The 13,013-nt window shown below is 57.2% G+C and carries 13 protein-coding genes; 4 read left to right on the forward strand and 9 right to left on the reverse strand.

The annotated features are described in order from the left end of the window. Nucleotides 1-47: 47 nt before the first annotated feature. From QP909_RS03660 to uvrA, 7 genes are all read right to left on the reverse strand, one after another. Nucleotides 48-851: a TrmH family RNA methyltransferase gene (locus tag QP909_RS03660; protein ID WP_239279288.1), complete on the reverse strand. Its 804-nt coding sequence runs from the start codon at nt 849-851 to the stop codon at nt 48-50. 108 nt (nt 852-959) lie between these two features. Further along, nucleotides 960-1,412 carry a TM2 domain-containing protein gene (locus QP909_RS03665; protein WP_284766181.1) on the reverse strand — a complete coding sequence of 151 codons (453 nt, stop codon included), beginning with the start codon at nt 1,410-1,412 and terminating at the stop codon, nt 960-962. 151 nt (nt 1,413-1,563) lie between these two features. Next, nucleotides 1,564-1,947, reverse strand: a complete 384-nt coding sequence (gene rplT, locus QP909_RS03670; protein WP_005323264.1) for a 50S ribosomal protein L20 — start codon at nt 1,945-1,947, stop codon at nt 1,564-1,566. Between the two features lie 55 nt (nt 1,948-2,002). After that, nucleotides 2,003-2,197, reverse strand: a complete 195-nt coding sequence (rpmI, locus tag QP909_RS03675) for a 50S ribosomal protein L35 (RefSeq protein ID WP_005323265.1) — start codon at nt 2,195-2,197, stop codon at nt 2,003-2,005. Nucleotides 2,198-2,233: 36 nt separating this feature from the next. Continuing rightward, complete coding sequence (infC, locus tag QP909_RS03680) at nt 2,234-2,755, reverse strand: translation initiation factor IF-3 (RefSeq protein ID WP_080970442.1); 522 nt, start codon at nt 2,753-2,755, stop codon at nt 2,234-2,236. 270 nt (nt 2,756-3,025) lie between these two features. After that, on the reverse strand, nt 3,026-3,874 hold the full coding sequence (locus QP909_RS03685; protein WP_284766182.1) for a serine hydrolase: 849 nt from the start codon (nt 3,872-3,874) through the stop codon (nt 3,026-3,028). 7 nt (nt 3,875-3,881) lie between these two features. Then, the gene (gene uvrA / locus QP909_RS03690) at nt 3,882-6,722 is read right to left on the reverse strand and encodes an excinuclease ABC subunit UvrA (RefSeq protein ID WP_284766183.1); all 2,841 of its coding nucleotides are present in this window, start codon (nt 6,720-6,722) and stop codon (nt 3,882-3,884) included. A gap of 65 nt (nt 6,723-6,787) precedes the next feature. On the opposite strand from uvrA, the gene QP909_RS03695 reads away from it, so the two are divergent. The 4 genes from QP909_RS03695 to QP909_RS03710 all read left to right on the forward strand — a co-directional run bounded on the left by QP909_RS03695 (nt 6,788) and on the right by QP909_RS03710 (nt 11,910). Further along, a complete protein-coding gene (locus QP909_RS03695; protein WP_284766184.1) occupies nt 6,788-7,390 on the forward strand; it encodes an MBL fold metallo-hydrolase in 603 nt (200 codons plus the stop codon). A gap of 77 nt (nt 7,391-7,467) precedes the next feature. Beyond that, a complete protein-coding gene (locus QP909_RS03700; RefSeq protein WP_284766185.1) occupies nt 7,468-8,484 on the forward strand; it encodes a DoxX family protein in 1,017 nt (338 codons plus the stop codon). Between the two features lie 163 nt (nt 8,485-8,647). Then, nucleotides 8,648-10,873 (forward strand): HelD family protein, encoded by a 2,226-nt coding sequence (locus tag QP909_RS03705; RefSeq protein WP_284766186.1) that lies wholly within the window; start codon nt 8,648-8,650, stop codon nt 10,871-10,873. A 20-nt stretch (nt 10,874-10,893) separates the two neighbouring features. After that, nucleotides 10,894-11,910: an App1 family protein phosphatidate phosphatase gene (locus QP909_RS03710; RefSeq protein ID WP_284766187.1), complete on the forward strand. Its 1,017-nt coding sequence runs from the start codon at nt 10,894-10,896 to the stop codon at nt 11,908-11,910. A 70-nt stretch (nt 11,911-11,980) separates the two neighbouring features. Here the strand turns inward: QP909_RS03710 and QP909_RS03715 are convergent, their stop codons facing one another. After that, nucleotides 11,981-12,421 (reverse strand): universal stress protein, encoded by a 441-nt coding sequence (locus QP909_RS03715; RefSeq protein ID WP_239279280.1) that lies wholly within the window; start codon nt 12,419-12,421, stop codon nt 11,981-11,983. An 83-nt stretch (nt 12,422-12,504) separates the two neighbouring features. Beyond that, a complete protein-coding gene (locus QP909_RS03720) occupies nt 12,505-12,957 on the reverse strand; it encodes a universal stress protein (RefSeq protein ID WP_005323274.1) in 453 nt (150 codons plus the stop codon). Nucleotides 12,958-13,013: the final 56 nt, after the last annotated feature.

Genomic DNA, 13,013 nt, shown 5'->3' on the forward strand with positions numbered 1-13,013 from the left:
GGCTAGTCCAACCGCCCCAGGGACCCCCTTTTCATTCGGGGTTCTGCTTAGCTGTGCTCTTGGGCCTTTGCTGACTCATAGAGACAGATACTTGCCGCGGTCGCTAGGTTGAGTGACTCTGCGCGCCCGCGTAGCGGAATACGCACCCGCATGTCGGCTTCTTCCAGTAGCTCCCCCAACCCATGGGCCTCGTTGCCAAAAAGCCACGCCGTTGGCTGTGATAGATCTGCCTCTGCGAGGTCTACTTCCCCATCGGCGGCCGTCGCCACAATCTGCATGCCCGATTTACGCAGCTGCCCCAAAACGTCTTTGATATTGGGATCCCGCGCTACCGGGACATGAAAGAGCGAACCGGCTGAAGCGCGCGCTACCTTGCAGCTGAGGGGATCGACCGTCTCGCCCGCAAAAATTACTCCATCCGCGCCCATGGCGTCGGAAGTTCTAATCAACGTGCCTGCATTGCCCGGCTCCGAGGTGAGCACGGGAACAGAAACCAAACTTGGCTTGCCGTTAAGGATTTTACCCGCGGACCACAGCACTGGCTTGCATAGCGCGAAAAGCCCCGTGGTGGTGGCGGTATCAGATAGATGCTTAGCCGCCCTATCGGTGATGGGATGTACGTAAACCCCCATGTATCCACACGCGGTAATAATGTCACCGAAGCGCTCTGCTGCCTTTTCAGTGACGAAAACATCGACAGCAGCGCCAGTAGACACTGCGGCATCTACGGCGTTTTCTCCCTCAATCAGGAATTGCTTCGCCTTTTTCCGGTTAGCCGCGCGGTGCAGTTTGGCTGCGTTAACAATGCGCGGAGTGCGTTCAGTAAAGGCAGAGTCAAAATCCAAATTCATGGCTCCTACCCTACCTACTAGTTGCCTCGCCCCAGACTCAGCCCCAGCTGCGTAGGCAAAACAAAAAATCCTGTTGCCGGTAGGGCAACAGGATCACAATGTTCGGTGCTACTTAGCTAGTGGCACGCCGCGGGCGTCCTTATCGTAATCACCGGCGCCGGCAATGATCATGATGAACTCAATGAAGACCCAGATTCCGACGATGGCCCAAAACGCGAATCCGAGCAAGAACCAGAAAGTAGCCCAGCCCAGGATATTAAGCACCAGCTGCGCTACGCCGAAGGTCGTGCGGCCGGTATAGAAGTTATGCGCGCCAAACCAGCCCAAGAAGAAGCACAGAAGCAAAGTAGCGATCCAAGACTTTTGCTGTCCCTGCGCCACATACTGCTGCTGCACCGGATAGGAACCCATATTCGGTTGTGGTGCATAGCCTTGGTTGTATTGCGGCTGGTAACCGGCCTGCTGGTTATAGGGGTTGTACTGCTGGCCCTGGTTGTTGTCATAGGACTGGCCAGAATACTCGCCGGTTTCTGGCTGGTAGCCGCCATTCGGGTTTGTCACAGGAAATCTGCTCCTCGGTCTCGGGGTCACTCGGGGTCTGGACTCAATGTAACATGCGAGTCCGAGCTCACTGGACAGATAGATGCAAAACGAACAAGGCCCGCTTCGCCCGGCACATAAGCCGGAGAAACGGGCGTTGTATTCCTAGTAACTAGGCAGCCTTAGGAGCGTTAACGTCCTCAGGCAGGGCAGCCTTAGCAGCCTCGCACAGTGCGGAGAATGCCTCGAAGTCATTGACAGCAAGCTCAGCCAGGATCTTGCGGTCCACCTCGATCTCAGCCAGGCGCAGGCCGTGGATGAGACGGTTGTAAGTGATGTCGTTCATGCGGGCAGCAGCGTTGATGCGCTGGATCCACAGCTTACGGAACTCAGACTTACGAGCGCGACGATCGCGGTAAGCGTAAGTCATGGAGTGCAGCCACTGCTCCTTCGCCTTACGGTACAGGCGGGAACGCTGGCCGCGGTAGCCCTTAGCGGACTTCAGAATCGCGCGACGCTTCTTCTTTGCGTTAACTGAGCGCTTTACTCGTGCCACAGTGATACTTCCTTAATTCAGATTGTGATGGCGGATGTGGGTTGATTCGGCGCTATTATGCGCGGCCGAGCAGGCGCTTGACGCGCTTGGTGTCAGGCTGTGCGACTGCCTCGGTGCCCTTCAGGCGACGGGTGCGCTTGGACGGCTTGCCCTCCAGCAGGTGGCGGCGGCCAGCCTGCTCACGGCGCAGCTTGCCGGAACCGGTCACCTTGATACGCTTTGCGGTGCCCTTGTGGGTCTTCTGCTTCATGAGTATTAAGTCCTTAAATCCTACGTGGAATCTGGTCTACTTCTTGCCCTTGCGAACCGGACCCAAAACCATGGTCATATTGCGACCATCCTGCTTGGGGCGGGACTCAACAACGCCAACTTCAGCGACGTCATCGGCCAAACGCTCCAAGAGGCGGAAACCCAGCTCCGGACGCGATTGCTCACGACCACGGAACATGATGGTTACCTTGACCTTGGATCCCTTCTCGAGGAAGCGAACTACGTTACCCTTCTTGGTCTCATAATCGTGATCATCGATCTTCGGGCGGAACTTCTGTTCCTTAACCACGGTCTGCTGCTGGTTCTTACGGGCTTCGCGAGCCTTCTGAGCCTGCTCGTACTTGAACTTGCCGTAGTCCATGATCTTGGCCACTGGGGGCTTTGCCTTCGGGGCTACCTCAACCAAGTCAAGGTCAGCCTCGTACGCAAGCTTGCGAGCATCATCGGTACGGACGATGCCCACCTGTTCACCACCGGGGCCTACCAAACGGACCTCGGGTACTCGGATACGCTCATTGATGCGAGCTTCAGCGCTGATTGTGGTTCTCCTCGATTAGGGGGTGTATGAGTAAGTAGTTCACCTACCGGGACCACAAACGAATCAAACCCGGTCTGCCAAAGACAGCCGGGAGTTCTCACAGTGCCAAGCACAAGTGCTTGGTTACCTTTACCTTTATCCTACGAAACATGTTCGCGGCATCGGGTGGGAGAGACTCCGCTTGTGACCCACGAACCTTGAAAAGGCGTCATGGGCGGTAGTGGCTTTGAGCATAGCAGTTTCTACCCTTTCCACCAAATCGCAACTCGCCTAGCGATCCTCGCATTGGGCTGCTGGCTCAATGTTTCCCTTCTCTACCTCAGCATCAACAATGTCGACCAGCTGATGTGCAAGGTCCTTTACTGCAGGTTCGGCTTTGGGATAGTCCTCGCCATCGGTAACCACAGATAACGCGACGCCGATGCGCTTGCCGGCCACCTCGTGGACACCAAATTGGCGGTAGGTGTATTCGTTGTCGTCCTCATCCAAGCCCCAGCCGCTCTTGGCGCGTGTTCGCTTCTCTTTCGACAGGCCAATTTTCTGCCAGGACACAATGTCTTTGAGCACCTTGTGGACGTAGTCCGCCTCCTCAATGCACGGAAGTGCAGCTCCGAAGACTGCTTGGTCTTTCAATGACCACGTGGAATAGCCGAAGGCGGTGTCGTGGATATCCGCGTGCGACCCATAGTCTTCGAGCAATTCCTCTACTGCCTTATCAGCGGAGCCTTCGTGCCATTGCACTTGGGACCACAAGGAGTAGGCGGCATCATTATCTGATTCCTTGATTGCCAAGTCAACCAGGCTTGTATCCGCGCCGTCTTTAAGCGCGGCGATGGCGATAGGCACCTTGATGGTTGACCAGACAGGGCCCTTGCCCTTATCGCCGACAGCAATGGTGTCATCGCCGACCGAAATAGCAACCCCAACCTTGGCGTGGTACTTCCTTGCGGTCTTGTCTACTGCACGGTCAAGCTGAGTGCGCACTGAGTCTGGGTCGGGCACCGGAGAGCTAGTCGACGGCGCTGGGACGTTCTCAGTTTCAGGATCGCCGGAGCAGGCGCTCACCGTAAACAGGGTGAGCGCTGCCAGCAGGCTAACGCCGAGGCGGTAACTATTCACAGTGTCCCTACTTCAACATGTCCTTTAGGTACCTTCCGGTATAGGAGCCTTCCACCTGCGCAACATCTTCCGGGGTGCCCTGCGCGACGACGGTGCCGCCGCCGGCGCCGCCTTCCGGCCCCATATCTACAATCCAGTCCGCAGCCTTAATGACATCGAGGTTGTGCTCAATGATGAGCACCGAATTGCCCTTGTCAACGAGGCCTTGGATAACCAACATCAGCTTGCGGATGTCTTCAAAGTGCAGACCAGTGGTCGGCTCGTCCAAGATGTAGATGGTCCTACCGTTGGTACGCTTTTGCAGTTCCGAGGCGAGCTTAACGCGTTGCGCCTCACCGCCCGAAAGCGTGGTAGCGGCTTGGCCGAGGCGAACGTAGCCCAAGCCGACGTCGACAAGCGTGGCTAGGTAGCGGTGAATCGAGTTGATGGGTTCGAAGAAGTCCGCTGCCTCTGAAATCGGCATGTCGAGAACCTCGGCGATGTTCTTTCCCTTGTAGTGCACTTCCAGGGTCTCGCGGTTATAGCGAGCGCCCTCACACACCTCACATGGGACATACACGTCCGGCAGGAAGTTCATTTCGATCTTGATGGTGCCATCGCCTTGACATGCCTCGCAGCGTCCACCCTTGACGTTGAAGGAGAAGCGGCCGGCCTTGTAGCCGCGAACCTTAGCCTCCTGGGTTTCGGCAAAAAGGTTTCGGATCTTGTCAAAGACGCCAGTGTAGGTCGCTGGGTTGGAGCGCGGGGTACGGCCAATCGGGCTCTGGTCTACCTGGACCAGCTTATCAAGGTGCTCCACGCCCTCGACGCGCTTGGCACGGCCGGGGACCTGGCGGGCACGGTTGAGCTTATTGGCCAAGGTCTTGGCCAAAATCTCATTGACCACGGTGGATTTACCCGAGCCGGAAACGCCGGTAATGCACGCCAGCACTCCCAGCGGGATTTCGACGTTAATGCCCTTGAGGTTATTCTCGCGTGCCCCCACGACTTTCAGGGTACGGTCCTTGTCGATTTCACGGCGATGATCCGGTACGGCAAGCACCTTTTTGCCAGAAAGATACTGGCCAGTAAGTGATTGCTCTACCTTTTCAATTCCTGCCGGCTCGCCTTGGTAGACGACCTCGCCACCGTATTCACCGGCACGCGGGCCCACATCGACGAGCCAATCGGACTCCCGGATTGTGTCTTCATCATGTTCGACCACGATGAGGGTGTTGCCAATATCTCGCAGACGCTGCAGCGTCTTAATAAGGCGCTGGTTATCGCGTTGGTGCAAACCAATGGAAGGCTCATCGAGCACATAAAGTACGCCGGCCAAACCGGAACCAATCTGCGTGGCTAGGCGAATACGCTGTGCCTCGCCGCCCGAAAGCGTGGACGCGCCGCGATCCAGGGTCAGGTAATTCAGACCGACGTCCAGAAGGAAGCGCAGCCGGGCCTGGGTTTCCTTGAGTACCGCACCGGCAATGATTTCCTCGCGGTGCCCCAGCACCAAGGAGTCCAAGAATTCGGAGGCGTCTTCAATCGAAAGCGCACATAGACCCGCAATGGACTGCTCACCGTGAGTAGTAGAAGCCAGGCGGACGGCCAAGATCTCCGGCTTCAGGCGGGTGCCCTTACAGGTGCTACATGGCACGCGGCGGGTGTATTGCAGCAGGCGATCCTTTTGGGACTGCGAATCGGTCGTTTCCAACTTGCGGTGAATGAAACCGGTCGCACCCTCAAACGGCGCGGTCCAATTGCGCTGCCGCCCGTAGCGGTTCTTGTATCGAACCTGCACCTCCTCATCCGTGCCATAGACGAGTGCATGGCGCTGTTCCTTGGTCAATTCACTCACTGGGGTCTTAGGGTCAAAGCCCATTGCCTTACCCAGACCCTCCACTAGCTTGACAAAGTAGCGGGAGTTGGGAGAGGAGTGCCACGGCTGAATCGCATCAACCGCCGGCGCATCCGGATCCGGGATAAGCAGGTCAACATCGACTTCCAGCTTGGTACCCAAACCATCACACACCGGGCAAGAACCAAACGGGGCATTGAAGGAAAAGGCACGGGGTTCATACTCTTCAATGGTCAACGTGTGGCCATTAGGGCAGGCGGCCTTCTCCGAGTACGTGTGGGTGAGCTCTTCCCTATCCACAAACTCGATGGTGACCAGGCCATCCGCTAGGCGCAGAGCCGTTTCCACCGAATCCGTTAAGCGTTGCTTCTGCGAGGCTTTGACCTGCAGGCGGTCAACCACTACTTCAATATTGTGCTTGATCTGCTTCTTGAGCTTGGGAGGATCGCTGAGCTGATGGGTCTCTCCATCCACTCGCACGCGGGAATAACCCTGAGCCGACAGATCTTGAAATAGATCCACAAACTCGCCCTTGCGCTTTCGCACTACCGGTGCAAGCACCTGGAATTTCAGCTTTTCTTCTAGTTCCAGCACCGCATCCACAATCTGCTGCGGCGTTTGGCGCTCAATCACCGCATCGCACTTTGGGCAGTGCGGCGTACCAGCACGGGAAAAGAGCAAGCGCAGGTAGTCGTAGATCTCCGTGATCGTGCCCACCGTAGAACGTGGATTATGGTTGGTGGATTTTTGATCAATGGACACCGCGGGTGACAGGCCATCAATAAATTCCACGTTGGGCTTATCCATCTGCCCTAAGAACATGCGGGCATAAGAGCTCAAGGATTCCACGTAGCGGCGCTGGCCTTCAGCGAAGATGGTGTCAAAGGCCAGTGAAGATTTACCGGAGCCGGATAGGCCGGTAAAAACTACCATTTTATCGCGGGGGATATCGATATCCACGCCCTTGAGGTTGTGCTCGCGGGCACCGCGCACCACCAAACGATCAGCCACTGTGCTCAGACCTCCAGTACTAGGGATTGCAATCTTCCCTCGAATGTACCCGTAGGCTAGGACACATGACTAACGAGCTTCAGCTACATCAGATTTCCGTGTCTGAAATGGACAACAACTGCTACCTCCTCCAGGTGGGCGAAGAGGGCTTGCTTGTCGACGCCGCCGATGACGCCCCCGCAATCCTCGACATGGCCCGCAAAGCCGGCGTGAAAATCACCGCGGTGCTTACTACCCACCGCCACTGGGACCACGTGCGCGCACTCGAGGAGATTTTGTCCGAAACTGGCGCTACACACTACGCCTCTTTCCTCGATTCCCCCGCCATCCCAGCAGAGGTGGACGTAGAGCTGCGCGAGGGCGATTCCATCGAGTTCGCGGGCCTTCAGCTGCCCATCATTATCTTGCGCGGCCACACCCCAGGCGGGGCGGCTCTTGTTGCAAGCATCGATGGCGTCACCAACCTCTTCGTAGGCGATTCCCTCTTCCCCGGCGGCCTAGGCAAGACCACCTCTGAGGGTGACTTCGTCCGCCTATATAAGGATGTCACCGCGCGCATTTTTGATGAGTTCCCCGACAATACGATCGTGCGCCCGGGACACGGCAAGTCCACGACCTTGGGCGAGGAGCGCCCCAAGCTTGATGACTGGTGGGAACGCCGCTGGTGATCCAAAGGCGGTTTTCCGCGTACAATGGTCTAGCACAGGATAGGTCTAGAACAACGAGCTAAGGAGCTTTAAGGACTATGATTCGCAAGCTTGCCCGCCCCATGCTGGCATCCGTTTTTGTATGGGAAGGCGTAGACAACCTGCGCAACGCGTCCGAGCACGTGAAGGAAACCGAGGGTTTCCTCAAGACCGTGCGCAAGGCCGTTCCTTCTGAGTACCAGGGTTACATCCCGAATGACCCAGAACTAGTTACCCGCGCCATTGGCGGCGCAAAGGTAGGCGCCGGCTCCACCTTGGCTCTGGGCAAGGCACCGCGCACTTCCGCTGCAGTTCTGGCCGCCGCTACCCTGCCCAACTTGATTGGCAAGAACAACTTCTGGGCTGCGGACAATAAGGAAGACAAGGAATCCCGCCGCAACGGATTCGTTACCAATACCGCTTTGCTCGGCGCCCTGTTTATCGCTACTCAGGACACCGAGGGCAAGCCTTCCCTGCGTTGGCGTGCACAGAAGGCCGGCAAGCGCACGAATAAGAAGATTCAGCAGGCACTGCCTACCAAGTCTGAGTCCGAGCAGAAGCGCGAAGAGCTTTCTGCCCGCGCTAACGAACTGTCTTCCAAGGCCGGCGACTGGATCAACGAGACCTCTGCTAAGGCACAGGCTTATGTAGACGACAACAAGGATGACTGGCAGTCCACCGGCCGTGGTCTGCTAGACACCGCAAAGTCCTATGTTGACGATGCCAAGACCTACGTAGAGGACAACAAGGACGATTGGCAGGAGTCTGGCCGCGGCTTGCTGGGCAATGCCAAGTCTTTCATTGAGGACTCGGTCGACAACGCCAAGACTTACGTTGAAGATAATAAGGGTGACTGGCTCGAAACCGCACAGGCAAATCGCGAGATCGCCCGTACCCGTGCTGTGAAGGCAGCTACCAAGGCTCAGGCACGCGCCGACAAGGCCGTCGCCAAGCTGGATGGTGCCAAGTCCAAGCGCGCAAACAAGAAGGCCTCCAAGCACGCTGACAAGCTGCAGCAGGAGGCAAATAAGAAGATTGAGGCAGCTATCAAGAAGCTGGAAAAGCGCTCTAAGTAGCCACATTTTCCTCGGCCGAGTATCTCGGCGATGTCTCAACGGCCCAGCCTTATGCTGGGCCGTTGTTCTTTGTCACAGCAGGGTCTAAACTCATCTCTCCCCCTCGCCGGACAGCGTGCCCGGCAGCTTCCTCCCCATCAACGCCCAATCACCAAGGAGTCACGTGAACTCAGCATCCCAAAAGCACGCGGCGGCCGCAGGTTCCTCGGAGCGCGAAGCCATCGCTACGGAGCAAGATTATGTGGACGGCCTTTTCGCCCGCCTCGACGATGAGGTGGCTGCTGCAAATGAACGGCTCAATGAGGTGCAGGCGGACGTTGATCCCTCCACCCCGGACGCGGATGCCTTGGTACGCCGCGAAACGGAATACCACGGGCTCCAAGCCAAGCTGGATCGTCTCAATGTGGCCCAAATGGGATTGGTCTTTGGCCGCATCGACATCGACGCCCCAGGTGACAATCCCACCCCGGAAGGCCTAGACCGCCGCTACATCGGCCGCATGGGACTCGATGCGCGTGAAGAGGATTATCGGACGCTACTGCTTGACTGGCGTGCCCCCATGGCACGGCCGTTCTACCTCGCTACCACCGCCCAGCCAGAAGGCGTGCACACCCGCCGCCAAATCCGGACTAAAGGGCGCACCGTCACTGGCATTCATGATGAAGTCCTTGCTGGCCCCGGCGTGCGTGAAGAAGAGGCCGGCGTAGCGAGCGAATCCGCTCTCTATCACGCCATGCAGCGAGCCCGCACGGGTCACATGGCCTCCATCGTGGAGACCATTCAGCGGGAGCAGGACGAGATTATCCGAGATAACACCCGCGGCGTGATGGTGGTAGAAGGCGGCCCCGGCACCGGTAAGACCGCAGTTGCGCTGCACCGCGTTGCCTATCTGCTCTATACCCACCGCGAGCTACTTTCTGCCACCGGCGTACTTATCGTGGGCCCCAATAGCAGCTTCTTGGACTATATTTCGCGCGTGCTCCCAGAACTGGGCGAGACCGGCGTGGTGCTCTCTACCATTGGTGGGCTCTTCCCTGGAATTGAGCCGGACCACGAAGAAAACCTCGTGGCTCGGGAAATCAAGGGTAGCGACGCCATGGTGGAGATCCTCTCCACTGCGGTCAAGGATTACCAGCTACTTCCCGACGACCCGCGTGAACTGGTAGTCGACGGCCTAGCCTTAGAGGTGACACCCAGCATGGTGAAACGCGCCCGTACACGGGCGCGTCGCTCGCGCAAACCACACAATGAGGCGCGTGGTGCCTTCATTGAGCACCTCGTAGAAGACCTAGCCCAGCAAATGGCAGAAAAGGTCGGTGCCGATCCGCTTGGCGGAAAGAATCTCCTTTCGCGCGCCGATGTCGATCAATTCCACGATGACCTTGCTGAGGACGCGGCCGTTACTGCCTTGATCGATGAGTTTTGGCCCGAACTACACCCCACCGATGTACTTGCTGCTTTAGTCTCCGCGCGCGAGCGCATCGCTTCTGCCGCGCACGGGTATGATGAGGAAACCCAAGAAGCGCTCTACCGCGCAGAGGGACGAGCATGGACGGATTCGGATGCGGCCTTGCTAGACGAGCTTGCCGTCCTCATCGGCCTGCCCAACCCTGAAGAAAAGAAGGCAGCCGATGATGCCGCGTGGCGCGAGCAAGTGGCTGATGCGGAAGACGCATTGGATATCTTGTCCTCCTCCGAGTCCACAGATAATGACGATGACATGTTTGAAGCAGAAATCCTCTCTGCCCACGATGTCATTGACGCCGAGACCCTGGCCCACCGCCAGGAGGTGCGCGATAAGCGCACCACCGCCCAACGCGCCCGCGAAGACCATACATGGGCTTATGGTCACATCATCGTGGACGAAGCCCAGGAATTAACGCCTATGGAGTGGCGAATGCTCTTCCGCCGCTGTCCATCACGGTGGATGACTTTGGTGGGTGATACCTCCCAGACCGGCTCCCCGGCAGGTGTTGATGACTGGGGCGAGGCCCTCGAGCCTTTCGTGGCTCAACGATTCCGTCACCACTTCTTAACCGTCAACTATCGCACCCCGCAGCCCATTACGGAATTGGCCAATGGACTTTTGGAAATGATTAACCCTGATGCCATCCCGGCGACAGCCATCCGTGATGGAGTGCAGGTGCGCCGGCTTGAGCAGGGTACCTACACCCCTGGAGTGCACAGCGAAGAGGATGGCAGGCTCACAGCGGTTATTGACGCCGCCACGGCGGAGCGCTACAAGGGCCTCGAGTTTGACCACGTGGTCGTGCTCGATCCGCAGCGCATCGTGGATGCCTCCCCACAGGGATTGCAGAACCTCTATGTCTGCATCACTCGTGCCACTCAATCCCTCACGCTCGTTGGTGACTGCGGCGAAGTTCTTTAGGCTCCCGTAAGCTTTGTGCCATGGCCTTATCTGACATCATGCGCAAAGCTGAAAGCTCACTTAACTCCATTACTTTGAAGCGCTCCCAACGCCGTGGATGGCAGCCCCTGATTGTGGGATATACAGGTTATGGCACCAACGATCAGGTGAGAATCTTCGGCCGCGTACTGATGCATGATCCTGATGAAGGCAAGAGGGATACGTGGGGTGAGCGCGGCTACCAGCAGTTTCTTACCATTCAAGTAGGACACCACGACGTTTCGGTAACTGTTGGAGAAAAGACTGTCACCGGCACCACCGATCGAAACGGATACATTGACTTACTAGTCCATGACCACGAATTAGAGCCTGGATGGCATACGGCAACAATCGAGGCCGCAAACGCGAATGCCGTGGAAGTCCAACTACTTATCGTTGATCCGGCGGCCAAGATCGGCATCGTTAGCGATATCGATGACACGGTGCTTGTCACGTGGCTGCCCCGCGCGCTAACGGCGGCGTGGAATTCCTGGGCCAAGCGCCCTAGTAAGCGACAGGCCGTTCCCGGAATGGCCGAATTCTATGCTCAGCTGCAGCAGCGCTTCCCCCAAGCCCCAGTGTTTTATCTTTCTACAGGCGCTTGGAATACCTTTGGCTCGCTCAAGAAATTCCTGTCCCACCATGGTTTCCCCGCGGGTCCCATGCTGCTGACGGACTGGGGCCCTACGGAAACGGGGCTTTTCCGCAGTGGTCAGGAGCACAAGCGTGTTCAGCTGCGCAATCTACTCATCGCCTACCCGGATATGCAATGGATTCTCATTGGCGATGACGGACAACATGATCCATTGACCTACGGCGATGTGGCTAATGAGCATCCGGACCGGATTCACTCTGTGCTTATCCGCAATCTGAGCCCGCAGGAGCAGTTGCTCTCCCACGGCTCCCTTAGCCCTTTGGCCGATGCCAATGAGGAGGGCCACTTCTCTATCCCCTTGATTCAGGGCGCAAACGGCAACGCCATTGCCGCCGCATTCAACGCTGCACACCCTACGGAGTAAGCTGCGCTTAACGACGAAACCCGCCTTGGTCTTTTCAAAGCAAGACCAAGGCGGGTTTTAATTGCCGTTCTTAGCTGACGGTGTGAACAATCATTACGTCGCAGTCGGACTGGCGAGCAACGTCTGCCGGCACGGAGCCCAGCAGGCGGCCGGTGAGAGAGTTGATGCCGCGGTTGCCCACGATGAGCAGGTCAGCATCGTTGTCGTTGACGATGGACATCAGGGCCTGTACCGGGGTGCCCGGGCGAACAGCGGTTTCGACCTTGGAAGCACCGAACTTCTCAGCGTGTGCCTTAGCGTCCTTGAGGTTTGCCTCGGCCTTCTCATCGCCCAAGATGGTTACGGAATCCTGGCGCAGGGTCTTGGAAGCCTGCTCCTGGTTCTCGTAGTAAGCACAACCGATAATCAGAGTGGAATCGAATGCGGCGGCGATCTTAGCTGCTCGCTCTACAGCGAGGAGAGAAGACTTAGAACCGTCAGTACCGACAACGATCGTGTTGTAGTCGCTCATGATGACCTTTCTTTGTGGGTGTGTACCCAGAGTGTTTATTTAGCCTACAAAGGCTTTACTGCCAGTGTAACAACGAAAAATGTTTAACGTTTCTCGCTGGTATTAACTACGACGACGTCTACCTTTGACTTGTGGGTTAGTTCTGTTGGCACAGAACCGAAGACTCGACCACGAACGGAGTTCACGCCGCGGTTGCCCACCACGAACAGGTCCACATCATAGTCCTGGCCTACCTCCAACAAGGCTTTTACTGGGTCTCCAGATTTGCCTACGATTTCAATGTGTTCCGCACCCTCCGACTCGGCGATACGGGTGGCATTGGTCAGGTAGGTACCGGCCATGTCCTCACTTACAACGGGCAGACCGGCTTCGTCGCCCCGCGGAGCACCAAGCATGGATCCAGCGTGGTTATAAAAGGCTGAAATGATAATCAGCTTGGCGTCGTACGCCCGTGCCATGGACGCCGCAGCGCGGACCGCGCGCAGGGAGGTTTCAGAGCCATCGGTGCCGACGGCAATGTTTTTATAAGTAAGCATTATTCTCCTTGCAGTTGAACTATTCCACAGTGACAACTAAACGGCGCTTCTGGCAC

Source organism: Corynebacterium sp. MSK195 (assembly GCF_030228885.1).
In the GTDB taxonomy this organism is placed as follows: domain Bacteria; phylum Actinomycetota; class Actinomycetes; order Mycobacteriales; family Mycobacteriaceae; genus Corynebacterium.

Bases quoted from the DNA above. Each gene is read 5' to 3' on its own strand.
- QP909_RS03710 (WP_284766187.1), top strand. From the start codon at position 10,894: ATGGCCTTATCTGACATCATGCGCAAAGCTGAAAGCTCACTTAACTCC.
- QP909_RS03695 (WP_284766184.1), top strand. From the start codon at position 6,788: ATGACTAACGAGCTTCAGCTACATCAGATTTCCGTGTCTGAAATGGAC.
- QP909_RS03715 (WP_239279280.1), bottom strand. From the start codon at position 12,421: ATGAGCGACTACAACACGATCGTTGTCGGTACTGACGGTTCTAAGTCT.
- QP909_RS03720 (WP_005323274.1), bottom strand. From the start codon at position 12,957: ATGCTTACTTATAAAAACATTGCCGTCGGCACCGATGGCTCTGAAACC.
- QP909_RS03660 (WP_239279288.1), bottom strand. From the start codon at position 851: ATGAATTTGGATTTTGACTCTGCCTTTACTGAACGCACTCCGCGCATT.
- rpmI (WP_005323265.1), bottom strand. From the start codon at position 2,197: ATGAAGCAGAAGACCCACAAGGGCACCGCAAAGCGTATCAAGGTGACC.
- QP909_RS03700 (WP_284766185.1), top strand. From the start codon at position 7,468: ATGATTCGCAAGCTTGCCCGCCCCATGCTGGCATCCGTTTTTGTATGG.